The sequence below is a fragment of the Pseudomonas sp. SG20056 genome, from assembly GCF_031764535.1.
GTDB lineage: Bacteria > Pseudomonadota > Gammaproteobacteria > Pseudomonadales > Pseudomonadaceae > Aquipseudomonas.
This window is the reverse complement of sequence record NZ_CP134499.1, coordinates 3,833,270-3,858,133: the sequence shown is the minus strand read 5'-3', so window position 1 is coordinate 3,858,133 and position 24,864 is coordinate 3,833,270. Positions and strand designations below refer to the sequence as shown.

The 24,864-nt window shown below is 60.6% G+C and carries 23 protein-coding genes, 1 tRNA gene and 1 pseudogene; 22 read left to right on the top strand and 3 right to left on the bottom strand.

Annotated features, from left to right (window positions below):
- Positions 1 to 3: 3 nt before the first annotated feature.
- Positions 4 to 1,035 (bottom strand): small ribosomal subunit biogenesis GTPase RsgA, encoded by a 1,032-nt coding sequence (gene rsgA / locus RHP75_RS18330; protein ID WP_311089442.1) that lies wholly within the window; start codon positions 1,033 to 1,035, stop codon positions 4 to 6.
- A 119-nt stretch (positions 1,036 to 1,154) separates the two neighbouring features.
- Here rsgA and RHP75_RS18325 point away from each other — a divergent pair, with 119 nt between their 5' ends.
- Entirely contained in the window at positions 1,155 to 1,934 is a 780-nt protein-coding gene (locus RHP75_RS18325; protein ID WP_311089441.1) for a class I SAM-dependent methyltransferase, read from the top strand.
- A 75-nt stretch (positions 1,935 to 2,009) separates the two neighbouring features.
- Positions 2,010 to 2,552, top strand: coding sequence for an oligoribonuclease (gene orn / locus RHP75_RS18320; protein ID WP_311089440.1), 543 nt, complete (start codon positions 2,010 to 2,012; stop codon positions 2,550 to 2,552).
- A gap of 54 nt (positions 2,553 to 2,606) precedes the next feature.
- On the opposite strand, the gene queG is transcribed toward orn, so the two are convergent.
- Positions 2,607 to 3,668: a tRNA epoxyqueuosine(34) reductase QueG gene (queG, locus tag RHP75_RS18315; protein WP_311089439.1), complete on the bottom strand. Its 1,062-nt coding sequence runs from the start codon at positions 3,666 to 3,668 to the stop codon at positions 2,607 to 2,609.
- Between the two features lie 60 nt (positions 3,669 to 3,728).
- On the opposite strand from queG, the gene RHP75_RS18310 reads away from it, so the two are divergent.
- From RHP75_RS18310 to RHP75_RS21375, 14 genes and pseudogenes are all read left to right on the top strand, one after another.
- Entirely contained in the window at positions 3,729 to 5,228 is a 1,500-nt protein-coding gene (locus RHP75_RS18310) for an NAD(P)H-hydrate dehydratase (RefSeq protein ID WP_311089438.1), read from the top strand.
- Positions 5,216 to 5,683 (top strand): tRNA (adenosine(37)-N6)-threonylcarbamoyltransferase complex ATPase subunit type 1 TsaE, encoded by a 468-nt coding sequence (gene tsaE, locus RHP75_RS18305; protein WP_311089437.1) that lies wholly within the window; start codon positions 5,216 to 5,218, stop codon positions 5,681 to 5,683. The genes RHP75_RS18310 and tsaE overlap by 13 nt, the downstream gene beginning before the upstream one ends.
- Before the next feature lie 7 nt (positions 5,684 to 5,690).
- On the top strand, positions 5,691 to 7,121 hold the full coding sequence (locus RHP75_RS18300) for an N-acetylmuramoyl-L-alanine amidase (protein WP_409079673.1): 1,431 nt from the start codon (positions 5,691 to 5,693) through the stop codon (positions 7,119 to 7,121).
- The gene (gene mutL, locus RHP75_RS18295) at positions 7,118 to 8,995 is read left to right on the top strand and encodes a DNA mismatch repair endonuclease MutL (protein WP_311089435.1); all 1,878 of its coding nucleotides are present in this window, start codon (positions 7,118 to 7,120) and stop codon (positions 8,993 to 8,995) included. Before RHP75_RS18300 ends, mutL begins: the two co-directional genes overlap by 4 nt.
- Before the next feature lie 28 nt (positions 8,996 to 9,023).
- Positions 9,024 to 10,001 carry a tRNA (adenosine(37)-N6)-dimethylallyltransferase MiaA gene (gene miaA / locus RHP75_RS18290; RefSeq protein ID WP_311089434.1) on the top strand — a complete coding sequence of 326 codons (978 nt, stop codon included), beginning with the start codon at positions 9,024 to 9,026 and terminating at the stop codon, positions 9,999 to 10,001.
- 102 nt (positions 10,002 to 10,103) lie between these two features.
- The gene (hfq, locus tag RHP75_RS18285; protein WP_090249679.1) at positions 10,104 to 10,364 is read left to right on the top strand and encodes an RNA chaperone Hfq; all 261 of its coding nucleotides are present in this window, start codon (positions 10,104 to 10,106) and stop codon (positions 10,362 to 10,364) included.
- A gap of 14 nt (positions 10,365 to 10,378) precedes the next feature.
- Positions 10,379 to 11,680: a ribosome rescue GTPase HflX gene (hflX, locus tag RHP75_RS18280; protein ID WP_311089433.1), complete on the top strand. Its 1,302-nt coding sequence runs from the start codon at positions 10,379 to 10,381 to the stop codon at positions 11,678 to 11,680.
- 96 nt (positions 11,681 to 11,776) lie between these two features.
- Positions 11,777 to 12,934 (top strand): FtsH protease activity modulator HflK, encoded by a 1,158-nt coding sequence (gene hflK / locus RHP75_RS18275; protein WP_311089432.1) that lies wholly within the window; start codon positions 11,777 to 11,779, stop codon positions 12,932 to 12,934.
- Positions 12,934 to 13,803: a protease modulator HflC gene (hflC, locus tag RHP75_RS18270; RefSeq protein ID WP_160013032.1), complete on the top strand. Its 870-nt coding sequence runs from the start codon at positions 12,934 to 12,936 to the stop codon at positions 13,801 to 13,803. Before hflK ends, hflC begins: the two co-directional genes overlap by 1 nt.
- Positions 13,804 to 13,903: 100 nt before the next feature.
- Complete coding sequence (locus tag RHP75_RS18265; protein ID WP_311091988.1) at positions 13,904 to 14,089, top strand: DUF2065 domain-containing protein; 186 nt, start codon at positions 13,904 to 13,906, stop codon at positions 14,087 to 14,089.
- Between the two features lie 37 nt (positions 14,090 to 14,126).
- On the top strand, positions 14,127 to 15,314 hold the full coding sequence (locus RHP75_RS18260) for an ATP phosphoribosyltransferase regulatory subunit (RefSeq protein ID WP_311089431.1): 1,188 nt from the start codon (positions 14,127 to 14,129) through the stop codon (positions 15,312 to 15,314).
- Between the two features lie 64 nt (positions 15,315 to 15,378).
- The gene (locus RHP75_RS18255; protein ID WP_311089430.1) at positions 15,379 to 16,674 is read left to right on the top strand and encodes an adenylosuccinate synthase; all 1,296 of its coding nucleotides are present in this window, start codon (positions 15,379 to 15,381) and stop codon (positions 16,672 to 16,674) included.
- Positions 16,675 to 16,958: 284 nt separating this feature from the next.
- Positions 16,959 to 17,840 (top strand): annotated as a pseudogene (locus RHP75_RS21380) (methyl-accepting chemotaxis protein); the annotation flags it as partial.
- Between the two features lie 21 nt (positions 17,841 to 17,861).
- A complete protein-coding gene (locus tag RHP75_RS21375) occupies positions 17,862 to 18,746 on the top strand; it encodes a methyl-accepting chemotaxis protein (protein ID WP_409079748.1) in 885 nt (294 codons plus the stop codon).
- Between the two features lie 103 nt (positions 18,747 to 18,849).
- On the opposite strand, the gene RHP75_RS18245 is transcribed toward RHP75_RS21375, so the two are convergent.
- Positions 18,850 to 18,936, bottom strand: a tRNA-Leu gene (locus RHP75_RS18245).
- Between the two features lie 215 nt (positions 18,937 to 19,151).
- Here RHP75_RS18245 and rnr point away from each other — a divergent pair.
- The 6 genes from rnr (at position 19,152) to rplI (ending at position 24,770) form a co-directional block, all read left to right on the top strand.
- Positions 19,152 to 21,698: a ribonuclease R gene (gene rnr, locus RHP75_RS18240; RefSeq protein WP_311089428.1), complete on the top strand. Its 2,547-nt coding sequence runs from the start codon at positions 19,152 to 19,154 to the stop codon at positions 21,696 to 21,698.
- Entirely contained in the window at positions 21,695 to 22,447 is a 753-nt protein-coding gene (gene rlmB, locus RHP75_RS18235) for a 23S rRNA (guanosine(2251)-2'-O)-methyltransferase RlmB (RefSeq protein ID WP_311089427.1), read from the top strand. Before rnr ends, rlmB begins: the two co-directional genes overlap by 4 nt.
- Before the next feature lie 243 nt (positions 22,448 to 22,690).
- Positions 22,691 to 23,113, top strand: a complete 423-nt coding sequence (rpsF, locus tag RHP75_RS18230) for a 30S ribosomal protein S6 (protein ID WP_090249650.1) — start codon at positions 22,691 to 22,693, stop codon at positions 23,111 to 23,113.
- Between the two features lie 28 nt (positions 23,114 to 23,141).
- Entirely contained in the window at positions 23,142 to 23,372 is a 231-nt protein-coding gene (rpsR, locus tag RHP75_RS18225; protein WP_069519637.1) for a 30S ribosomal protein S18, read from the top strand.
- A 36-nt stretch (positions 23,373 to 23,408) separates the two neighbouring features.
- Entirely contained in the window at positions 23,409 to 24,302 is an 894-nt protein-coding gene (locus RHP75_RS18220) for a hypothetical protein (RefSeq protein ID WP_311089426.1), read from the top strand.
- A 21-nt stretch (positions 24,303 to 24,323) separates the two neighbouring features.
- The gene (gene rplI / locus RHP75_RS18215; protein WP_090376762.1) at positions 24,324 to 24,770 is read left to right on the top strand and encodes a 50S ribosomal protein L9; all 447 of its coding nucleotides are present in this window, start codon (positions 24,324 to 24,326) and stop codon (positions 24,768 to 24,770) included.
- The last annotated feature ends 94 nt before the right edge of the window (positions 24,771 to 24,864 follow it).

Here is a 24,864-nt window from a genome sequence, read left to right as displayed (position 1 = left end):
TTTTCAGTACTCGGCTTCTGGCAGGCTGGCCAGAATATGCCGGTAACTGGCCATACGCTGCGGATGCAGGCGGCCATCTTCCAGGGCTTTGAGCAGGGCACAACCCGGCTCGCGGTCGTGCTTGCAGTCGCGGAAGCGGCATTGGCCGATCAGGTCGTGAAACTCGATAAAGCCGGCTTCGACATCGTCACGGCTGACATGCACCAGGCCAAATTCGCGAATCCCTGGAGAGTCGATCAGCTCGCCGCCGCCGGGGAAGTGGAACAGCCGCGCGGTGGTGGTGGTGTGGGTGCCTTTGCCGGTCAGCTCGGAGAGCGGGCCAACGCGGGTATCGACTTCCGGCAGCAGGCTGTTGACCAGCGATGATTTGCCGACGCCGGACTGGCCGACGAACACGCTCACATGGCCATCGAGTTGCTGTTGCAACTGCTGCATGCCGTCGCCGCCGTGGGCCGAGACTTCCAGCAGCGGATAGCCGAGCTCGCGGTACACGCCGAGCATGCGGTTGAGTGCCACGGCGTTCTGCTCATCCAGCAGGTCGGTCTTGTTCAGCAACAGCAGCGGACGGATGCTCGCGTGCTCGGCGGCTACCAGGTAGCGGTCGATCAGGTTGGCGTGGGGCTCAGGCAGCGGCGCGAAGACTATCACGATCAGGTCGACGTTGGCCGCGACGGGCTTGAGCTGGCCACGGGTATCCGGGCGACAGAGTTCGGTGCTGCGTGGCAATTGCGCGACGATCACGCCAATGCCCTGGTTGCCGGCGCGCCACACCACCTGGTCACCAGTGACCATGGTCGGCAGGTTGGCGCGCAGGTGGCAACGGAATACCTGGCCGGCCAGCTCGCCATCCAGAGCTTCTACTTCGACCTGTACGCCGAAGTGCGCGATGACCAGGCCGGTCTGTTCTGGGCCGAGGTCGCCGCCTTCAAGAATCTGTACGGCCTGCGACTCGCGCTTGGCTGCGCGGGCAGCACGCTCGCCCTGGATTTTTTCGATACGCCAGTTTTGCCGGCGGTTGAGTTGGCGTTTGGCCATGGGTCTTCCGAGAGTTGAATTGCGCAATAAACGGTCGCGAGTCTAGCACGGGCTGCCTATTGGGCTGCTGGCACGGCTAAACTGCTGCGCATCATCGGTCGGACAGTTGAGGAGTCTGCATGCTGCGCGTTGTTCGCCATTATCCGGCGCTGCTGGCCTTGTCTGCTCAAGTGGGCGCGACCCTGCTGGTCGGTTTGGCGCTGTACCTGATCGCTCAGCTGTCACCCTGGCGCCCGACGCTGATGGCTGCCGGTCTGCTGCAAGGCTTGCTGGCTGCCACGCTGGCGCGCTATCTGGGATTGTCGCGCTGGTGGTGTGGGTTGAATCTGCTGTTTGTCCCGGCGCTGCTGCTGGCCAGTGGCGCGCCGCTGCCCTCCTGGGTGTTTCTTGGGGGGTTCTTTCTGCTGTTGTTGCTCAACTGGAACAGTTTTGGCGAGCGCGTGCCGTTGTACCTGACTGCAGCCGGTACGCGTCAGCATTTGCGTGCAGTGCTTGACCAGCAACCCGCGCAGTTTCGCTTTATCGATCTGGGCTGCGGTCCTGCCGGTATGCTGCTGAGCTTGGCCCGCCATTATCCGCAGGCGCAGTTTGTCGGCGTGGAGACCGCGCCGCTGTCCTTTGCCATCGCCTGGTTGCGCGCCTTTTTCCAGAGCAATTGCCAGATACGCTACGAAAACCTCTGGCGCACCGACCTGGCGCTATTTGATGTGGTGTATTGCTTCCTGTCTCCTGCGCCGATGCCCGAGCTGTGGGCCAAGGCCTGCGCGCAGATGCCGGCTGGCAGCCTGTTGATCAGCAACACTTTCGAGGTGCCGGGGCAGCCTGCTGATCAGCAGATCGAATTGCACGACTGGCGCAAGTCGCGGCTACTGGTGTGGCGCATGCGCGGCGCGACTTGAGCGCAATGCTGTCAGCCGAGCGCAGTAGTTTTCCGGCGGCCTGTTAAACTGTCGGCCTTAGTTGAGGAGCCGCGCATGCAGAACGCCAATAACCTGATCTGGATCGACCTGGAAATGACCGGTCTGGAGCCTGAAACAGACGTCATCATCGAGATGGCCACAATCGTCACCGACAGCGATCTGAACATTCTCGCCGAGGGGCCGGTGATTGCCGTGCACCAGAATGATGAGCTGCTTGCCGGCATGGATGAGTGGAACACCCGTACTCACGGGCAGAGCGGCCTGACCCAGCGCGTACGCGAAAGCACCATCGGCCCGGCCGAAGCGGAAGCCATGACCATCGCCTTCCTTGAGCAGTGGGTGCCGAAGGGCAAGTCGCCGATCTGCGGCAACAGCATCGGTCAGGACCGGCGCTTCCTCTACAAATATATGCAGAACCTGGAAGCCTACTTCCACTACCGCTATCTGGATGTATCGACCCTGAAGATTCTTGCGGGTATGTGGGCGCCGCAGGTCAAAGAGTCGTTCCAGAAGCAGGGCACGCACCAGGCGCTCGACGATATCCGCGAGTCCATCGCCGAGCTGAAGCATTACCGCCAGCACTTCCTTAAAGTGTGATGCACGATAAAGCCCGCAAATGCGGGCTTTTTTTCTGCGCGTTCAGGGGTTCGGTTACAGGCCGTGGCGTGTCAGCGCCCATTCGACATGCTCGCGGACTAATTCGGAGGGGTGTTCGCGGCGCGCCTTGAGTGCTTCCAGTACCGGGATGCTGGAGGGCGCGTTGCCCAGGCCCACGGCCAGGTTGCGCAGCCAGCGCTCGTAGCCAGCGCGGCGCAGCGGTGAGCCTTCGGTACGGCTGAGAAATTCTTCCTCGCTCCAGCCAAACAGCTCGGCCAACTCGGCATTGTCCAGGCTATGGCGCGGTTGGAAGTCGCTCTGTGCGCTGGGTTTGGCAAAGCGGTTCCACGGGCAGACCATCTGGCAGTCATCACAACCAAACACCCGGTTGCCGATGGGCGCACGCAGCTCTTCAGGGATTGAACCTTTGAGTTCGATGGTCAGGTAGGAGATGCAGCGCCGCGCGTCCAGCACATAGGGCCCTACAAAGGCGGCAGTGGGGCAGATGTCCATACAGGCCTTACAGCGCCCACAGTGCTCAGTGGCATGCGGCTCATCCACTGGCAGTGGCAGGTCGACAAACAGTTCGCCAAGGAAGAAGTAGCTGCCGGCCTTGCGGTTGAGCACCAGGGTGTTCTTGCCGATCCAGCCAAGCCCGGCCTGTTCGGCGATGGCCTTTTCCAGCACCGGCGCGCTGTCGACAAAGGCGCGAAAGCCGAACGGGCCGATCTGTTGCTGAATGCGTTCGGCCAGCTGCTGCAGGCGCTTGCGGATCAGCTTGTGGTAATCGCGGCCCAGGGCGTAGCGCGACACGTAGGCCTTCTCCGGCTGGGCAAGGCGCTGGGCCATTTGCGTGTCGCCGGGCAGGTAGTCCATACGCAACGACACCACGCGCAGGGTGCCAGGCACCAGTTGGTCCGGGTGGGAACGTTTGCTGCCGTGGGCGGCCATATAGTCCATCTCGCCCTGATAGCCCGCTTCCAGCCAGCGCTGCAGGTGCGCCTCGTGCTCGCCCAGTTGCACGTCGGCAATCCCGACCTGCTGAAAGCCCAGCTCGCGGCCCCAGTCTTTGATCGACTGGGCGAGGACGGCAAGGTCAAGGGTGTCAGTCTTCATATGATGGCGGGTAACCGGGGCGCAGGTGGGTATAATTCTGCCAGACATCGGAGCCGACGCATGCTGCATTCGCCTGACAATCTTCCTCTGCCGCTGTACAGCGCCGCCCAAGTGCGCGAGCTGGATGGGCGGTTGATCGCGGCCGGCACGCCAGCTCTCGAGCTGATGAGCCGCGCCGCACATGCCATCTGGCGTGCCCTGCGTCGGCGCTGGCCGGCTGCCGGTGTGCTGACGGTGCTGGCCGGATGCGGCAACAATGCCGGTGACGGCTACCTCGTGGCCGCATTGGCGCTGCGTGCGGGCTGGCGGGTGCAGGTGCTGGCGGTCGGCGATGCAGCGCAGTTGCAGGGCGATGCTGCCCTGGCTCGTGATCAGGCGCTGGCTGCCGGGGTGGCGGTGCAGCCCTGGAGCGAATGCGCCGAACTGCAGGGCGTGGTGCTTGATGCGCTGCTTGGCACGGGTTTGCAAGGCGCGGTGCGCGAACCCTATGCCCAGGTCATCCGCCTGTTGAATGTCAGCGGTCTGCCGGTGCTGGCGGTGGATATTCCGTCCGGGCTTTGCGCCGATACCGGCCAGGTGCTGGGTGTTGCCGTGCGTGCAGAACTGACGGTCACCCTGATTGGCCTCAAACTGGGCCTGTTTACCGGGCAATCGGCGGATTACCTGGGCGAGTTGCAGTTTGATGAGCTGCAGGCCGGAGCGGCCTTGGTTGCTGCTCAAGCCTTTACCGCGCAGCGCCTGGCGCTGGCCAGTTTGCCGCGGTTGCCCGTGCGTTCGCGCAGCGTGCACAAGGGCCAGTTGGGTCATGTGTTGGTGGTGGGCGGTGACCGTGGCTTTGCCGGTGCTGGCCTGCTCGCTGCGCAAAGCGCTTTGCGCGGCGGTGCCGGGTTGGTCAGCCTGGCGACCCGTGGTGAGCATTTGCCTGCAGCGCAGGCGCGTTTACCAGAGGTAATGGCCGCTGGCGTGGCCTCGGCCAATCAGTTGCTGGCGCTGGCCGCGAATGCCAGCGTCTGGGTGGTCGGGCCGGGGCTGGGGCAGGATGCGTGGGGGCGCAGTCTGCTGTCGGCGGCTTCCGTCAGCCGCGCTGCCCAGGTGTGGGATGCTGATGCGCTGAACCTGTTGGCGCACGCGCAGATCCAGTTACCAGCAGGTACCGTGTTGACGCCGCATCCCGGCGAGGCAGCGCGCTTGCTGGGTATCAGTACGGCCGAGGTGCAGGCTGATCGTCCGGCCGCCGCACGAGCCCTGGCCCGGCGCTATCAAACGGTATGCGTGCTTAAAGGCGCTGGCAGCCTGATTGCTGCGCCGGATGGTGGTTTGTGGTTGTGCGATCGCGGCCATCCCGTCATGGCCGGCGCTGGCTTGGGCGATGTGCTGGCCGGCTTGATCGGTGCGCTGCTAGCCCAAGGGCTACCGGTGCTGGAGGCGGCCCAGCTAGCGGTCTATCTGCATGCCTGTGCGGGTGAGCAGTTGGCGCAGCAGGGCCGTGGTCTGGCGGCAAGTGATTTGTGTGCGGTTATTCGTCAATTGTTGCAGGAGCAGTCTGCATGTCTGAGTTAGAACTGTTTGCCGCCGATGAGGACGCGATGCTGGCGCTGGGCGCGCGCATCGCCGAGGCGACCGGCGGCGTTGGCGTGATCTACCTACATGGCGATCTCGGTGCCGGTAAAACCACCTTGTCGCGCGGCATCATTCGCGGCCTGGGGCATGTCGGGGCGGTGAAAAGCCCAACCTTTACCCTGGTCGAACCCTATGAGTTAGGTGCAGTAAGGGCCTATCACTTCGACCTGTACCGCTTGGTTGACCCCGAGGAACTGGAGTTTCTCGGCATTCGTGACTATTTCGAAGGCGATGCGCTGTGTCTGGTCGAGTGGCCGCAACGCGGCGCAGGCGTTTTGCCAAAGGCTGACCTGGACATTACCATTAGCCCGCACGGAGCCGGCCGGGCGCTGCATCTGCGGGCGCAAGGCGAACGCGGCACCGCCTGGTGCGCCACGTTGGCCGTCGGGGCATGAATTTATTATGGGGTTGGCTATGCGCATAGGCGCGCGTTTCATCGCAATTGGAGTGGCATTGGTGGCGCTGGTCGCCGATGTAATGGCCGCTTCGGATGTGCGCAGTGTCCGCTTGTGGCGTGCGCCGGATAACACGCGCCTGGTGTTTGACCTGTCCGGCCCTGTCCAGCACAGCGTGTTTCTGCTGTCCGCGCCCAATCGTATCGTTATTGATGTCAGTGGCGCCAAGCTGGCCACTAGCTTCGATCAGCTGACCTTGAGTAACACACCGATCACCGGCGTACGCTCGGCGCAGCGCACCCCGAATGACCTGCGCGTGGTGATCGACCTGTCAGCAGCGGTGACGCCGAAGAGCTTTACCCTGGCTCCGAATCAGCAGTATGGCCATCGCTTGGTGGTTGATCTGTTTGACCAGGAAAGTGGCGCTGCGCCCAGCCTGCCCTCCACGCCTGTGACCACTGCCCCTCAGGTGCCGGTAACGCCGACACAGGCTCCGCCGAAGCTGACGCCCGTGCCCAATGGCAAGCGCGATATTGTGATTGCCATCGACGCCGGCCACGGCGGTGAAGACCCAGGCGCACTGTCGCCGGTCAAAGGCCAGTATGAAAAGCACGTGACCTTGGCGATTTCCAAGGAGCTGCAGCGGCAGATCAATGCCGAGAAGGGCTTCCGTGCTGAGTTGGTGCGTACGGGGGACTACTTTATTCCACTGCGTAAACGCACTGAGATTGCCCGCAAGAAGGGCGCCGATCTGTTTGTTTCCATCCATGCCGATGCTGCACCGCGTGCCGCTGCATTCGGTGCGTCGGTGTATGCGCTGTCCGATCGTGGCGCCACCTCGGAGACCGCGCGCTGGCTGGCAGATGCGGAAAACCAGTCCGATCTGATCGGCGGTGCCGGCAACGTCAGCCTGGACGACAAGGACAAGATGCTCGCTGGGGTGCTGCTCGACTTGTCGATGACGGCATCGTTGTCATCCAGCCTGAACGTCGGCAATAAGGTGCTGGGCAATATGGGGCGGGTGACGCCGCTGCATAAGCGGCGGGTAGAGCAGGCCGGCTTTATGGTGCTGAAATCGCCGGATATTCCGTCGATCCTCGTGGAAACCGGATTTATCTCCAATCCCAATGAAGCCCGCAAACTGTCCAGTGCCAGCCATCAGCAAGCGCTGGCGCGCTCGATCGTCACAGGCGTGCGGCAGTTCTTTCATGAAAATCCGCCGCCTGGCACTCACGTGGCCTGGCTGCGCGATAACGGCAAGATTGCCCTCGGCCCGCGCGAGCATGTGGTCAGCTCCGGCGAAAGTCTGGCGCTGATTGCGCAGCGCTATCAGGTCAGCCTGGCAGTGCTGCGCAGTACCAACTCGCTGAAAAGCGATGTAATCAAGGTCGGTCAGCGTTTGCAGGTTCCCGCCACTGCTCTGGCTGTGCAGCCATGAGTGAAGCCGCGCGTATCCAGCTGCTCAGCCCGCGGCTGGCGAACCAGATTGCTGCCGGTGAGGTGGTCGAGCGTCCGGCCTCGGTAATCAAGGAACTGTTGGAAAACAGCCTGGACTCCGGCGCCAAGCGCATTGAGGTGGATGTTGAGCAGGGTGGCGTGAAGTTGCTCAAGGTGCGTGATAACGGCAGCGGCATCTCTCCGGATGACTTGCCGCTCGCACTGGCCCGCCACGCCACCAGCAAGATCCGCGAGCTGGAAGACCTGGAACAGGTCATGAGCCTGGGCTTCCGTGGTGAGGCGCTGGCGTCGATCAGCTCCGTCGCACGCCTGACGTTGACCTCACGTACCGAGGGTGCCGAGCAGGCCTGGCAGGTGGAAACCGAAGGCCGTGATATGCAGCCTCGGGTTCAGCCCGCAGCCCATCCGGTTGGTACCTCGGTGGAAGTGCGCGACCTGTTCTTCAATACCCCGGCGCGGCGCAAGTTTCTGAAGACCGAAAAAACCGAGTTCGATCACCTGCAGGAAGTGATCAAGCGCCTGGCCCTGGCGCGCTTCGATGTGGCCTTCCACCTGCGCCACAACGGCAAGACCGTGCTCGGTCTGCACGAAGCGCCGGATGAGCAGAGCCGCGCGCGGCGCGTGGCTTCGGTTTGCGGTCCGGCGTTTCTCGAGCAGGCGCTGCCCATCGATATCGAGCGCAATGGCCTGCATCTGTGGGGCTGGGTGGGCTTGCCGACCTTTTCGCGCAGTCAGGCGGATCTGCAGTATTTCTATGTGAACGGGCGCATGGTGCGCGACAAACTGGTCGCCCATGCGGTGCGCCAGGCCTACCGCGACGTGCTGTTCAATGGTCGCCATCCGACCTTTGTGCTGTTTCTGGAAATCGATCCGTCGGTGGTAGACGTCAACGTGCACCCGACCAAGCACGAAGTGCGCTTCCGTGATGGCCGCATGGTGCATGACTTCCTCTACGGCACGCTGCACCGAGCCCTGGGTGAGGTGCGTCCGGAGGATCAGCTCGCTGCTCCAGCGGTGGCGGCAGAGATGGTGCGCCCTACCGGGCAGGCGGCTGGCGAGTTTGGCCCGCAGGGTGAAATCGGCTTGGCCGCCAGTCTGCTTGAGCCTGCGCCCAATCCATCCGTTTGGCGCTCGCCAGGTGCCGGCTATCAGGGCTACCGCCCGGAAACCCCGCTGCCGGCCGCCGAGGCTCAAGGCGCTTATCGTGAATATTTCACCCCGCTAGCCAATACGCCGACGCCAGCAGCCCTGCCGGATGCGCAAGGGGATATTCCACCGCTGGGTTACGCGATTGCCCAGCTCAAGGGCATCTATATCCTTGCCGAGAACGTGCAAGGCCTGGTGGTGGTGGATATGCATGCCGCCCATGAGCGCATCACCTATGAACGGCTCAAGGTGGCCATGGCCAGTGAAGGCCTGCGCGGCCAGCCATTGTTGGTGCCTGAGTCGATTGCGGTGAGTCAGCGTGAAGCGGACTGCGCCGAAGAGCACGCGGAGTGGTTCCAGAAGCTTGGCTTTGAATTACAGCGCTTGGGCCCGGAAACCCTGGCAATTCGGCAGATTCCAGCGTTGCTCAAACAGGCCGAGGCCACTCGCCTGGTTCAGGATGTGCTGGGTGATTTGCTCGAATACGGCACTACCGACCGCATTCAGGCGCATCTCAATGAGCTGCTCGGCACCATGGCCTGTCATGGGGCTGTACGCGCCAACCGGCGCCTGACCTTGCCGGAAATGAATGCCTTGCTGCGCGATATGGAGCACACCGAGCGCAGTGGTCAGTGTAACCATGGCCGTCCGACCTGGACGCAGATGGGTATGGATGACCTGGACAAGCTGTTCCTGCGCGGCCGCTGAGCGCCGTGCCATTTAGAGAGTTATAAGCATGTCCGAGCGCCTGCCTCCGGCGATCTTCCTGATGGGGCCGACCGCAGCCGGTAAAACCGATCTGGCCATTGAGCTGGCGCGGGTGCTGCCGTGCGAGTTGATCAGCGTCGATTCCGCGCTTATTTACCGTGATATGGACATCGGTACGGCCAAGCCGGATAAGGCCACGCTGGCCGAGTTTCCGCATCGCCTGATCGATATCCGTGATCCGGCCGAGAGTTATTCGGCAGCCGAGTTTCGGGCCGATGCCCTGGCCGCCATGGCCGACATCACCGCGCGCGGGCGCATTCCGCTGCTGGTGGGCGGCACCATGTTGTATTTCAAGGCTTTGCTTGAAGGTCTGGCGGAAATGCCCAGCGCCGATGCGACGTTGCGCGCCGGGCTGGAGGCGCGCGCCCAGGCCGAAGGTTGGGAAGTGCTGCATGCTGAGCTGCGGGCGGTCGATCCAGAATCGGCTGCGCGTATCCACCCCAATGACCCGCAGCGTTTGATTCGCGCCCTTGAGGTCTATCACGTCAGTGGGCAAAGCATGACCGTTCATCGCCAGCGTCAGGCGGCAGAAAATACTGCTGCTGGCGCATCGGCGGCGCGCCAATTCCCCTATACTGTGGCGCAATTGGCCATTGCTCCGGCGCAAAGGCAGCTGTTGCACGAGCGAATTGCCCTGCGATTTCGCCTGATGTTGGAACAGGGACTGGTTGCCGAGGTCGAACGCCTGCGTCAGCGAAGTGACTTGCACGTTGGTCTACCGTCTATACGGGCGGTGGGTTATCGCCAAGTCTGGGATTATCTGGACGGCAACCTCAGCGCTGAGCAAATGCAGGAGCGCGGTATTATCGCCACGCGCCAGTTGGCCAAGCGACAGTTCACCTGGTTACGCGGTTGGCAGCAGGATGTGCACTGGCTCGATAGTGTCGACTGTGACAATCTGCCGCGTGCCTTGAAATACCTGGCAGCGGTCTCCATATTGACCTGAGACCTTGCCGTTGGCCGTCTACTCTTGGGGGTACGACGGCTTTAAGCCGTTCGTTGGTTTACTAAAAATTATTGAAAATTGATCCTTAAAGGAGTGCGGCACATGTCAAAAGGGCATTCGCTACAAGACCCTTACCTGAATACCTTGCGTAAGGAACGCGTCCCGGTTTCTATTTATTTGGTTAACGGCATCAAGCTGCAAGGCCAGATCGAATCTTTCGACCAGTTCGTGATTTTGCTGAAAAACACTGTCAGCCAGATGGTCTATAAACACGCCATTTCCACTGTAGTGCCTAGCCGTCCGGTGCGTCTGCCGAGCGCCAGCGAAACCGAGCAAGCTGAAGCTGAGCCTGGTAACGCCTGATTTAGGAGGCTGCATTGTTCTTCGAGCGCCATGAAGGTGGAGAGCGGGCCATTCTGGTACATCTGGACGGCCAAAATTCCGAGGCGCGCGAGGATCCGCAGGAGTTTCAGGAACTGGCTATCTCCGCCGGTGCTGAAACTGTCGCGTTCCTCAGTGTTCCGAGCAATCGGCTGACGGCCAAGTACCTGATCGGCAGCGGTAAAGTTGAAGAGCTGCGTGATCAGGTCAAGGCCGCCGAGGCTGATCTGGTTATCTTCAATCACGTCCTCACACCCAGTCAGGAACGTAACCTTGAGCGTGCTTTTGAGTGCCGGGTATTGGACCGTACTGGTCTGATTCTCGACATTTTTGCTCAGCGCGCGCGTACCCATGAAGGCAAGTTGCAGGTCGAGCTGGCCCAGCTCGATCATATGAGTACGCGGCTGGTGCGCGGCTGGACCCACCTCGAGCGGCAGAAGGGTGGTATCGGCCTGCGCGGCCCGGGTGAAACCCAGCTGGAAACCGACCGCCGCCTGTTGCGCGTGCGGATTCGCCAGATCAAACAAAAGCTCGAGAAGGTGCGCAGCCAGCGTGAGCAGGCGCGGCGCGGCCGCCAGCGTGCGGATATTCCTTCGGTATCGCTGGTGGGTTACACCAATGCCGGCAAGTCGACCCTGTTCAACTCCCTGACCACCTCTGACGTGTACGCGGCCGACCAACTATTCGCCACCCTCGATCCCACCCTGCGCCGTCTGGAGCTGGATGATCTGGGGCCGATTGTGCTGGCCGATACCGTGGGTTTTATCCGGCATTTGCCGCACAAGCTGGTCGAGGCATTCCGCGCGACCCTTGAGGAATCGAGCAATTCCGATCTGCTGCTGCACGTGATCGACTCCCACGAGCCTGAGCGCGATCAGCAGATCGAGCAGGTGTTGGCGGTGCTGGGTGAGATCGGTGCCCATGAGCTGCCGATGCTTGAGGTGTATAACAAGCTCGACCTGCTTGAGAGTGTGGAGCCGCAGATTCAGCGCGATGCCGACGGCAAGCCGCAGCGGGTCTGGCTCTCGGCGCGTGATGGGCGCGGCTTGCCGCTGCTGCGTCAGGCGATAGCAGAGCTGTTGGGTGACGACCTGTTTGTCGGTACATTGCAGCTGCCGCAGCGCCTGGGGCGTTTGCGCGCACAGTTCTTCGCTTTGGGCTCGGTGCAGAGCGAGTCGCATGCCGAGGACGGTAGCAGTCTGTTGGCCGTGCGTTTACCGCGTATCGAACTGAATCGGCTGGTCAGTCGTGAAGGGCTGAAACCGCAGGAATTTATCGAGCAACACACTTTGCAATAAAGCCTGCATCAGCGACTTTGCCGCTGGTTGCATGCATTCTGTAGCATTGGCGGGCGCGCCGTGGGCGCGTCTTTGCTTTATCAGATGGAGAGCGCTATGGCTTGGAATGAGCCGGGTGGCAACTCGAATAATCAGGACCCGTGGGGTGGCCGTAAGAACGGTGATCGCAAGGGGCCTCCGGATATCGATGAGGCCTTCCGCAAGCTGCAGGAGAGCCTTAATGGGCTGTTCGGTGGCGGCAAGAAACGAGGCAGTGAGACTGGTTCGGGCAATGGCGGCGGCTTCGGTTTGCTGTTCGTGGGCCTGGGGCTGCTGGCTGCGATCTGGCTGTACAGCGCGATCTATGTCGTTGATGAGCAGGAGCAGGCCGTGGTGCTGCGCTTCGGCAAGTATTACGAAACAGTCGGCCCGGGCCTGAATATCTATTTCCCGCCGATTGATCGCAAGTTTCAGGAAAACGTCACCCGCGAGCGTGCTTACAGCAAGCAGGGGCAGATGTTGACCGAAGACGAAAACATCATCGAAGTGCCGTTGACCGTGCAGTACCGGGTCAGCAACTTGCAGGATTTCGTCCTCAACGTTGATCAGCCGGAAGTCAGTCTGCAGCATGCGACCGACAGCGCCGTGCGCCACGTGGTGGGCTCCACCGAGATGGATCAGGTGCTCACCGAAGGTCGTGAGCTGATGGCTAGCGAGGTCAAGGAGCGTTTGCAGCGCTTCCTCGATAACTACCGCACCGGTATCACGGTTACTCAGGTCAACCTGCAGAGTGCGGCGGCGCCGCGTGAGGTGCAGGAGGCCTTCGATGACGTGATCCGCGCCCGTGAAGACGAGCAGCGTGAGAAGAATCAGGCGGAAACCTACGCCAATGGCGTGGTGCCGGAGGCCCGTGGTCAGGCACAGCGCCTGATTGAGGATGCCAACGGTTACCGTGATGAAGTGGTTTCCCGCGCCCAGGGTGAGGCGGATCGCTTCACTGCATTGGTCACTGAGTACCGCAAGGCGCCAGAGGTCACTCGTGAGCGTCTGTATCTGGATACCATGCAAGAGCTGATGACTAATACCAGCAAGGTGCTGGTGACTGGCGACAAGGGGCAGAACAACCTGCTTTACCTGCCGCTGGACAAGATGATCGATGGTCGCAGCACGTCTGCGCCTAGCTCGATATCTGGCGCTGCGGGTACTGCAGACGCCGGCTCGCGGGTAAGCATTGATCCGCGTCAGGTTGAACTGCGTACAAGGGAGAGCCGTTGATGAGCAATAAATCGCTGATCGCCCTTATTGTTGGCGTGGTGCTGGCGCTGGTCGCCTGGAATAGCTTCTATATCGTCTCGCAGACTGAGCGTGCGGTACTGCTGCAGTTCGGTCGTATCGTTCAGCCGGACGTACAGCCGGGCCTGCATGTGAAGATTCCGTACGTCAACCAGGTGCGCAAGTTCGATGCGCGTCTGCTGACCTTGGACTCCACCAGCTCGCGTTTCCTCACCCTGGAAAAGAAAGCGCTGATGGTTGATGCCTTCGCCAAGTGGCGAGTGCTGGATGCTGAGCGTTTTTACACTGCGACTTCAGGTATGAAGCAGATTGCCGACGAGCGTCTCGCGCGTCGTCTTGAGGCGTCGCTGCGTGATCAGTTCGGTAAGCGCACCCTGCATGAGTCGGTATCCGGTGAGCGCGATGCGCTGATGGCGGATGTGACTGCATCGCTGAATCGTGCCGCGCAAAAAGAGCTTGGCATCGAGGTGGTGGACGTGCGCGTCAAGGCCATCGACCTGCCGAAGGAAGTTAACCGCAGTGTGTTTGATCGCATGAGCTCCGAGCGTGAGCGTGAGGCTCGTGAGCACCGCGCCAAGGGTAAGGAGTTGGCCGAAGGTATTCGCGCCGACGCCGACCGCCAGCGTCGCGTGTTGCTAGCCGATGCTTACCGCCAGGCTGAAGAGCTGCGCGGTGAGGGCGATGCCCAGGCCGCAGCGATCTACTCCAAGGCATATGGCATGGACCAGGAGTTTTATTCGTTCTATCGCAGCCTGAGGGCTTATCGCGAGAGCTTCGCCGATAAGCGTGATGTGCTGGTGCTGGATCCGAGCAGCGACTTCTTCCGCTATCTGGAGAAGTCCAAGCCTTGAGTCATCACCCCGGCGGGTAGCCGTCGGGGTGATCCTTGTGGAAAACGTGGTATCATGCGGCAGCCGGGAAAATCCCGGCTTTTTTGCGTCTGTGGGAAGCATGTGGCAGGAATTAGGCGTCGCGTTGTGTCTCGTGCTGGTGCTGGAAGGCATCCTGCCCTTCCTGTGTCCGCGCCATTGGCGTGACACGCTTTTACAACTGACGCAGCTGTCTGACAGGCAGCTGCGTCTGCTGGGGTTGGCCAGCATGTTGCTGGGAACAATCGTCCTTTATTGGCTTCACTGAAGGCTTGTGCCGCCCGGTTCAAGAGGGGAATGGCGAAATGGCAACGGTAGACCGCTGGCTACTGCCAGATGGCATCGAAGAAGTACTGCCGCCGTACGCAGGGCGTATTGAAGTGGCGCGCCGCCAGGTGCTGGATCTGTTCCAGCGCTGGGGCTATGAATTTGTGGTCACTCCGCATATCGAGTACCTGGAATCGCTGCTGACTGGCGCGGGCCAGGACCTGGATCTGCGCACCTTCAAGGTGACCGACCCGTTGTCCGGTCGGCAGATGGGCTTTCGTGCCGACATCACGCCGCAGGTGGCGCGTATTGATGCGCATACCCTGCGCCGCGAAGGGCCGAGCCGTCTGTGCTACGCCGGAAGCGTGGTGCATGCCCAGCCGCGTGCGCTGACCACCTCGCGCAGCCCGATCCAGTTGGGTGCCGAACTGTATGGTGACGCCAGTCCGGCTAGCGATGTGGAAGTGATCAGCCTGCTGGTCAACACTCTTGAGCTGGCTGCGGTGCCGGATGTGCACATGGATCTTGGTCATGTCGGCATCTATCGTGGCCTGGCGCGTGCCGCAGAGCTGTCCGGCGAGGTCGAGCAGCAGTTGTTCGACGCGCTGCAGCGCAAGGCGATGGATGAGGTCGCTGAGCTGACCGAAAGCCTGCCGGATGACCTGCGCAAGATGCTGCGCGCACTCAGCGAGTTGTGCGGTGGTCGTGAAGTGCTGGACCTGGCTCAGGCATGTCTGGTTGATGCGCCGGACGATGTGCATGCTGCACTTGATGACCTGATGGCGATTGCCGATGCGCTGAGCTTGCGCTACCCGGAATTACCGCTGTACTTCGATCTGGGCGAGCTGCGTGGCTATCACTACCACACGGGTGTGGTATTCGCGGCCTTTGTCCCGGGTGTGGGGTATGCCATCGCCCAGGGCGGCCGTTATGACGACATCGGCGCCGATTTCGGTCGTGCGCGTCCGGCGACAGGCTTCTCCACCGACCTGAAAACCCTGGTAAGCCTGGGGCAGATGCAGTTGGGTGAAGAGCCCGCCGGTATCTGGGCGCCGGATAACCATGATGTGTTTTTGTGGCAGGCGATTGTGCGCTTGCGCCAGGACGGTCAGCGCGTGGTTCAGGCATTGCCTGGGCAGGTCGCGGCCGACGCCGAAGCTGCAGGATGTGATCGCCAATTGCTGTTACGTGATGGCCACTGGCAGTTGGCTGCGTTGACAGCCTAAGCAGTCGTGCGAAAAGTTTCCGTCGGCAATGGCCGGCATCAAGTTTGCGAAGAGGGTTAGTGTTATGGGTAAGAATGTCGTAGTCCTGGGCACCCAGTGGGGCGATGAAGGCAAGGGCAAGATCGTCGACCTGCTGACCGAACAGGCTGCAGCTGTTGTGCGTTATCAGGGTGGCCACAATGCTGGCCACACCCTGGTGATCGACGGCGAAAAAACCGTTCTGCACCTGATCCCCTCCGGCATCCTGCGCGAAAACGTGCAATGCCTGATCGGCAATGGCGTGGTGGTTGCGCCTGATGCGCTGATGCGTGAAATCATCAAGCTGGAAGAAAAGGGTGTGCCGGTGCGCGAGCGTCTGCGTATTAGCCCGTCCTGCCCGCTGATCCTGCCGTACCACGTGGCCCTCGATCAGGCTCGTGAGAAAGCCCGTGGCGATGCCAAGATCGGCACCACCGGCCGTGGCATTGGCCCGGCTTATGAAGACAAGGTGGCGCGCCGCGGTCTGCGTATTGGTGATCTGTTCCACCGTGAGCGTTTCGCCGCCAAGCTCGGTGAGCTGCTGGACTACCACAACTTCGTCCTGGTCAATTACTATAAAGAGCCGGCCATCGATTTCCAGAAGACGCTCGACGAGTGCATGGAGTACGCCGAGCTGCTCAAACCGATGATGACCGACGTAACCGCCGTGCTGCATGACATGCGCCGTGGGGGCAAGGACATAATGTTCGAAGGCGCCCAGGGCTCGCTGCTGGATATCGACCACGGCACCTACCCCTACGTCACCAGCTCCAACACCACGGCGGGCGGTATCGCTACCGGTTCCGGTTTTGGTCCGATGTACCTGGATTACATCCTCGGTATCACCAAGGCCTACACCACCCGCGTTGGCTCGGGTCCGTTCCCGACAGAGCTGTTCGACGAAACCGGCGCGTTCCTCGCCAAGCGTGGTCACGAATTCGGTTCCACCACCGGTCGCGCGCGCCGTTGCGGTTGGTTTGATGCGGTGATCCTGCGTCGCGCTATCGAGATCAACAGCATCTCCGGTCTGTGCCTGACCAAGCTGGACGTGCTCGACGGTCTGGAAACCATCCGGATCTGTGTTGGCTACAAAGATCAGAATGGCGATGTGTTGGTTGATGCGCCGACTGATGCTGACAGCTACCTGGGTCTGCAGCCGGTTTACGAGGAAATGCCGGGTTGGAGTGAGTCGACTTTGGGTGCGAAAACCCTTGATGAGCTGCCAGCCGCTGCACGTGCTTATATCAAGCGTGTGGAAGAGTTGGTCGGTGCCCCGATTGATATCGTTTCCACCGGCCCGGACCGCAACGAGACTATTGTGTTGCGTCATCCGTTTGCCTGATAGTCACAGGCAGTGCACAAAGGGTCGCCAATTGGCGGCCCTTTGTCGTTTCTGGTCCGCGTAAAAATATCCGAGCTAGCCTTTATAAATCAGCTTCCCCGCCGTTATAGGCATTACCGCTGTTAGGAGTGTCTGCCGTGTTCGCCATTATTTCTGTGCTGCGCAGTCGTTTGTTGTTGCCGGTGTTTCTGGCGCTGGGTGTGGCCTTGCTGGTTCAGGTTGTTGTGGCGGTGGCGTTGACCCGTACCACGGTGGCAACGCTTGAGGCCGATCTGGCCAAGGGCATGCAGGCTGATACGGCGCGTCTGGTGGATGAGCTGGCCAAGGCTGGTGATGAAGTGCGTGGCGGGCTGGACAGTCTTTCTGCCCGTACCCAAGCGCAGTTGGCCAAAGGCCTTTCCGCGCGGTTGGCTGAGGAGCAGGCGCAGATTCGCGGTGTGCTGGATAGCAACCTAAAGCGTTCGGCGGACGAGTTGGCGCAGCTTTTATCGGCCGTTGCGCCGAAGGCGATTTGGGATGCCGATGTACCGGCGCTGACCGAGTTGGTGCGTGGTGCGCATCGCAATCCGGCGGTGCTGTTTGCGGTGTACCTTGACGCGCAAGGCGAGCGCCTGACGCGTCACCTCAATCGGCAGGATTCCCGCGTGCGTGCGCTGATGGCCAAGGGTGAGGGTGGTGGTGCGCTGGATAAGGTGCTGCAGGCTGCCGCCAATGATCCGGGCGTGTATATCGCCGAGGCGACGATCAGCCCGATGGGCTCGGATATCGGCAAGGTCCTGTTGGGGGTTTCCACTGCGTCGGTGGATGAGGAGCTGGCGAAGCTGGATCAGCGTTTCGTCAGCCTTATCGACAGCAGTGGGGAGTTGGTTTCCGATAGTTTGAGTGGTGCGGCCACCAGCAGTGCGGACGCCCTGGCGGCGCGGTTGAGCGTTGCGCGGGAGGCGGCTGGCGGTATGGAGCAGAGCAGTCGCCAGGTGGTGCAGCAAGCCGCAGCCGGTTTGCGCTGGAACATCAGCATGGGGCTGGTGGTCGTGGCGGTGTTGATTCTGCTGGTGTTGGCCTTGGTGCTGGGGCGGCGAGTGGTCAGCAAGCTGCATACCTTGATTGCTGTTTTGAATGACTGGGCGGCGGGTGAGGGGGATTTGACTCGGCGGGTCGAACTCAATAGCCGTGATGAGATTGGCGATATGGCGGCTGCGGTCAATCGCTTCGTCGCCAAGTTGCAGCCGATTGTGCGCGAGGCGGGTGAGGTGGCATCACTCACCGGGCAGGAAATCGGCAATCTGGCCTCGCGCAGCGCGGCGGCTGAGTCTGCAGCTGAGCGTCAGCGTGATGAGGTGGCGGGAAGTCTGCAAGCGTTGGCAGAAATGGCCGGTGAGGCGCAGGCGGAAAGCCAGGCCATGCGCGAGGCTTTGCAGCGCGTCGGTGCGATTCGGCAGGCCGCGGATGACAATGCCGCGATTGCGCTGCGCGTGGGTGGCTCAATCGAAGAGCTGGTGCGTCGCGTCGAGACCGGTGCCGCAGTGATTGAGCGGCTGGCCAAGCAGAGTGAGCAGATTGAAGTGGTGCTGACAGTGATTCGCTCAATTGCCGAGCAAACCAACCTGCTGGCCCTGAATGCGGCAATTGAAGCGGCGCGTGCGGGTGAAAGCGGCCGTGGTTTTGCCGTGGTGGCAGATGAGGTGCGTGCGCTGGCCAGCAAGACACAGCAGTCCACTGGCGATATCCAGACCCATATCGGCGCACTGCAGCAGGGCGCGCGTGAGGCGGTTGAGGCGATTGGTCAGGCGGGCAAACAGGCGGATCAAGGCTTGGCTGCGTTGCGTGAAAGTGCGCGGGTGCAGCAGTCGGTGCGCGAAGCGGTCGAGGAAGTGCATGGCGCAATCAACACTGCGACCGAGGCGGCGGCGCATCAGGCCGAGGGTGCGGACGCCGTGCGTGGGCGCGTCGAGGTCATTCATGTCGAGGCGCAGCGGGCGGCTGAGGCGGTAGCGGCAACGGCGAATAGCGGTCGAGTGCTGGATGGCTTGGCGAAGAAACTCAAGGCCAGCCTGGGGCAGTTTCGCGTTTAAACCGATTGAGGGTGGGCGCCTCTGGCGCTCGCCGGGTAGTTGCTTCGTGATGGATTAAATCGTAGGCAATAAAAAACCGAGCCAGTGGCTCGGTTTTTTGAATTGGTGCCCAGGAGAAGACTCGAACTTCCACGACCGTAAGGTCACCAGCACCTGAAGCTGGCGTGTCTACCAATTTCACCACCTGGGCATTGATTGCAAAACTTGCTTATTTGCTATCAACTACAACTCGGTTAACTTCGTTTCCCGTCGTTGTGGCGCGCATAATACGGATCACGTTTTTACTTGTAAACCCCTGTTGTTAAAAAATTTTATTCTGTGTGCCGGGCTGACCTGGATAGTGGTTTCGCGCTTCAATAGGCACATGGCAAACCGAATTTGTGTAGATAAGGTGAATTACCTCTAATGGCCGATTGGCAATCCCTCGATCCCGAGGCCGCTCGTGAAGCGGAAAAATACGAAAACCCCATTCCAAGTCGCGAGTTGATCCTGCAGCACTTGTCTGACCGCGGCTCCCCTGCGAGTCGTGAAGAGTTGGCCGATGAATTCGGCATGGCCACTGAAGAGCAGCTCGAAGCGCTGCGTCGCCGTTTGCGCGCCATGGAGCGCGATGGTCAACTGATCTATACCCGTCGTGGCACTTATGCCCCGGTCGACAAACTCGACCTGATTCTGGGGCGGGTCAGCGGTCATCGTGATGGCTTTGGCTTCCTCGTGCCGGATGACGGCAGCGATGACCTGTTCCTGAGTCCTGCGCAAATGCGTCTGGTGTTCGATGGCGACCGCGCATTGGCGCGGGTTTCCGGCCTCGACCGTCGTGGCCGTCGTGAAGGTGCCGTGGTTGAAGTGATCTCCCGCGCCCACGAAAGCATCGTTGGTCGTTATTACGAAGAGAGCGGTGTCGGCTTTGTAGTTGCAGACAATCCAAAGATTCAGCAAGAAGTGCTGGTAACGCCAGGGCGTAACGCCGGTGCCAAGCAGGGTCAGTTCGTTGAGGTGAAAATCACCCATTGGCCGACGACGCGCTTCCAGCCCCAAGGCGATGTGGTTGAAGTCGTTGGTAACTATATGGCGCCGGGCATGGAGATCGACGTTGCCCTGCGCAGCTACGATATTCCCCACGTCTGGCCCGAAGCTGTGGTCAAAGAGGCGCGCAAGCTCAAACCGGAAGTCGAAGAGAAGGACAAAGAAAAGCGTATCGATCTGCGCCATCTGCCGTTCGTTACCATCGACGGTGAAGACGCACGCGACTTTGACGATGCTGTGTATTGCGAGAAAAACGGCAGCAACTGGCGGCTGTTTTCCGGCGGCTGGAAGCTCTATGTCGCCATCGCCGACGTTTCTCACTATGTGAAAATCGATTCGGCGTTGGATGCCGAGGCCCAGGTGCGTGGCAATTCTGTGTACTTCCCCGAGCGGGTTATCCCGATGCTGCCGGAAGAGTTGTCCAACGGCCTGTGCTCGCTGAACCCGCACGTCGATCGCCTGGCCATGGTTTGCGAGATCAGTATCTCGAAGACCGGCAAGATGACCGACTATCAGTTCTATGAGGCGGTCATCCATTCCCACGCGCGTCTGACCTATAACAAGGTTAGCGCCATGCTTGAGCAGCCCAAGGGTAGCGAAGGCAAGGCCCTGCGTGGCGAATACAAAGAAGTTCTGCCGCACCTCAAACAGCTGTATTCGCTGTATCAGGTGCTGTTGGCTGCGCGCCATGAACGCGGCGCCATCGATTTTGAAACCCAGGAAACTCGGATCATTTTCGGAGCTGGGCGCAAGATCGCCGAGATTCGCCCAACCCAGCGCAACGATGCGCACAAGTTGATCGAAGAATGCATGTTGGCCGCCAACGTGGCCACCGCCGCCTTTATGCAGAAGCATGAAATTCCAGCGTTGTATCGCGTGCACGACTGTCCACCGCCGGAGCGTGTGGAAAAGCTCAAAGCATTCCTCACCGAGCTGGGGTTGTCGCTGCACCGTGGCAAGTCGAAGGATGGTCCGTCGCCTAAGGATTACCAGTTGCTGCTGGAGAGTATCCGCGAGCGTCCGGATTACCACCTGATTCAGACTGTAATGCTGCGCTCGCTAAGTCAGGCTGTTTACAGCGCGGATAATCAGGGCCACTTCGGCCTAAATTATGATGCGTATGCGCACTTTACTTCGCCGATTCGCCGCTACCCGGATCTGCTGATCCATCGGGCGATTCGCAGCGTGGTCCGCTCCAAGCTCGATACCCCGCACGTCAAACGTGCCGGTGCGGCGATCATGCCACGAGCGCGCATCTACCCGTACGACGATGCGATCCTTGAGCAGCTGGGTGAGCAGTGCTCGATGTCCGAGCGCCGCGCCGATGAGGCGACTCGCGATGTGGTGAACTGGCTCAAGTGCGAGTTTATGAAGGATCGCGTCGGCGAAACCTTCCCGGGTGTAATCACGGCTGTGACTGGCTTTGGTCTGTTCGTCGAGTTGAAGGACATCTACGTCGAAGGTCTGGTGCATGTCACCGCCTTGCCGGGCGACTACTACCACTTTGATCCCGTGCATCATCGTTTGGCGGGTGAGCGTAGTGGTCGCAGTTTCCGTCTGGGCGATAGTGTTGAGGTCAAGGTCATGCGCGTCGATCTGGACGAGCGCAAGATCGACTTTGAACTGGCTGAAGGTAAAACGGCTATGCTGGCCGGTCAGCGCCGTGGTGGTTTTGAATCGGCTGCGGGTAAAGCCGGGCGTCGCGGCGAGCGGGCTGCGCCGGGTAATACCGATGTGGAAAAGAGCCGTGCGCTGAAAAAATCGCTGCTCAGTGATTCGAAGAGCAAGGCTGGCAAAGGCGCGGCTAAGGGCGAGTCGTCCAAGCCAGTCAGCAAGTCAGGTAAGCCTGGGGCGCACCGCAAGGGCGCTTCGGCTGGTGGAGCGCCGGCGTCCGGCGGTGCACGCAAGCGTAAGGCTAAGTCATGAGTCAGCTGGAGAAAATCTACGGCGTGCATGCTGTAGAAGCGCTGCTGCGTCACCATCCAAAGCGGGTCAAGCAAATCTGGCTAGCCGAAGGGCGTAATGATCCGCGCGTCCAGGTGTTGCTGGCGCTGGCAGCGGATGCGCGGGTGTCTGTTGGTCAGTGTGAGCGTCGTGAGATGGATGCCTGGGTCGAAGGCGTGCATCAGGGGGTTGTGGCCGATGTCAGTCCTAGTCAGGTCTGGGGCGAGGCGATGCTCGACGAGCTGCTCGATCGCACTGAGGGCGCGCCCTTGTTGCTGGTGCTCGACGGCGTGACAGACCCGCACAATCTCGGTGCTTGCCTGCGAACTGCCGATGCGGCGGGTGCGCTGGCGGTTATCGTGCCGAAGGACAAATCCGCCACGCTCAACGCTACTGTGCGTAAAGTCGCCTGTGGCGCTGCCGAAGTAATTCCGCTGGTAGCGGTGACCAACTTGGCGCGTAGCCTGGAGAAGCTCCAGCAGCGCGGTTTGTGGGTTGTCGGTACGGCCGGTGAGGCTGAGCAGGAACTGTACGAGCATGATCTGACCGGGCCGACGGTGCTGATCATGGGCGCCGAAGGCAAAGGCATGCGCCGGCTGACCCGTGAGCACTGTGATTACCTGGTCAAGTTGCCGATGGCGGGCAGCGTCAGTAGCCTGAATGTCTCGGTTGCTACCGGTGTGTGCCTGTTCGAGGCGTTGCGTCAGCGCAAGGCTGTCAGCAAGACGTGAGTGTGTGGCGGGCGCCCGGCCGGTGCCCGCACTTGTTTGGCCTTTCCTTTCCGGGCGTTCGCTGCGGATTGTTCAAATAATCACCAGCTCACCTTGCGTGTAGCAGGGGGCTTCACTAGAATGTCGCCCCTTGCCGCGACGGCAGGCGCTTTTGTGCCTTTCTGTTTCAGCAAGACAAACAAGTGAAATTCACTCCTTGCCTGACCGCATTTGGCGGCAGGCTACAACCCGTAAGGAGCATTTATGCGTCATTACGAAATCATCTTTCTGGTTCACCCGGACCAGAGCGAGCAAGTCGGCGGCATGGTTGAGCGTTACACCAAGCTGATCGAAGAAGACGGCGGCAAGATTCACCGCCTGGAAGATTGGGGCCGTCGTCAGCTGGCTTACGCCATCAACAACGTCCACAAAGCTCACTACGTGATGCTTAACGTTGAGTGCACCGGCAAAGCCCTGGCTGAGCTGGAAGACAACTTCCGTTACAACGATGCCGTGATCCGTAACCTGGTCATCCGTCGCGACGAGGCCGTTACTGACCAGTCCGAGATGCTCAAGGCCGAAGAAAACCGCAGTGAGCGCCGTGAGCGTCGTGACCGTCCTGATAACGCCGATTCTGTTGATGGCGATGACAGCGACAACAACGACAGCGACAACGCTGACGAGTAATCCACGGATCTATTGAGGAGCCACTCTCATGGCACGTTTCTTCCGTCGTCGTAAATTCTGCCGTTTTACTGCAGAAGAAGTGAAAGAGATCGATTTCAAAGATCTCAACACGCTGAAAGCTTACATCTCGGAAACCGGCAAGATCGTTCCTAGCCGTATCACCGGTACTAAGGCTCGTTATCAGCGTCAGCTGGCTACCGCTATCAAGCGCGCCCGCTTCCTGGCCCTGCTGCCTTACACCGACAGCCACGGCCGCTGAGACCGGATGTTCGACAAGAAGTAAGGGATAGATCGCATGCGCGCCATAGCTGAATTCATTATGCGCGGCCGTATGCAGGCCACTCTCGTAGTGGTGGTTTCTGCGGCATTGCCGCTGTTGTTCTGGTTGAGTGCTGCCGCTGGAAGCCTGGTGCTTCTGCGGCGCGGTTGGAGTGATGCCGCTGGCATCCTCGCCTGGGCCCTGCTACCGGCCATTGGCTGGTGGTATTTCGGTGAGCCGCGCACCCTGTTGGTGTTGCTCGGTGCGCTGGGGTTGGCGTTGTTGTTACGCGCCAACCTGTCCTGGAATCGTGTGCTGCTGTGCAGTGTGGCATTGGGCCTGGTGTATGGGCTGGTCTTGGGTGCGGTGTTCCGCGAACCCATCGAAGCAATGGCGCTTGAGCTGCAAAAGCTGATGCCGCAAATGCTTGATGGGGTTCACCAACAGATGTCGGTGGATGAGCGAGCGCGCCTGGATAGCCTGATTGCACCAGTACTGACCGGATTGATCGCGGCGTTGTTGCAGATAGTCAGCTTGTTGAGCCTGATGCTTGGGCGCTTCTGGCAGGCGCAGTTGTATAACCCGGGTGGCTTTGGTCGCGAGTTTCGCGCGCTACGCCTCCCGACCCCGCTGGCGATGTTGCTGCTGGTTGGCATGCTGTTGGGGCCCAATCTGGGTCCGCAAATGGCCATGTTGACGCCGTTGTGCAGTGTGCCGTTGGCGTTTGCGGGCATCGCCCTGTTGCATGGGATGGTGGCGCAAGGTCGGCTAGGTAAGTTCTGGCTAGTCGGGTTGTACATCACGTTGTTGCTGTTTATGCAGCTGACTTATCCGTTACTGGTGGTTTTGGCCATTGTCGACAGTCTGCTTGATTTTCGTGGTCGCTTTGAGCGCAAACAAGGCTCGGGCCCCACGAACGGTGAAGGTTAAAAGTTAAGAGGTTATTACCAAATGGAACTGATCCTGCTGGAAAAAATCGCCAACCTGGGCAACCTGGGCGATAAAGTGAATGTTAAGGCCGGTTACGGTCGTAACTTCCTGCTGCCGCAAGGCAAAGCCACCGCCGCTACTCCTGCAAACGTTGCTGCGTTTGAAGCACGTCGCGCCGAGCTGGAAAAACTGGCTGCCGAGAAGAAAGCTTACGCTGAATCCCGCGCTGCTCAGTTGGCTGAACTGGAAGTCACCATCACCGCTACCGCGGGCGATGAAGGCAAACTGTTCGGCTCGATCGGTACTCACGACATCGCTGAAGCCCTGACCGCCTCCGGCGTTGAAGTGGCCAAAGCTGAAGTGCGTCTGCCGAACGGCACCATTCGTCAACTCGGCGAATACGACGTAGCCGTGCACCTGCACAGCGACGTTGAAGCAACCGTTAAGGTTGTCGTCGTAGCAGCCTAATCAGCTCGCGACTAAGTGGGCTTGCACTCAGGTGCTTGGCCGCTAACAATCAGGCACGACATTGCGTAAGCGATGTCGTGCCTTTTGTTTTGTG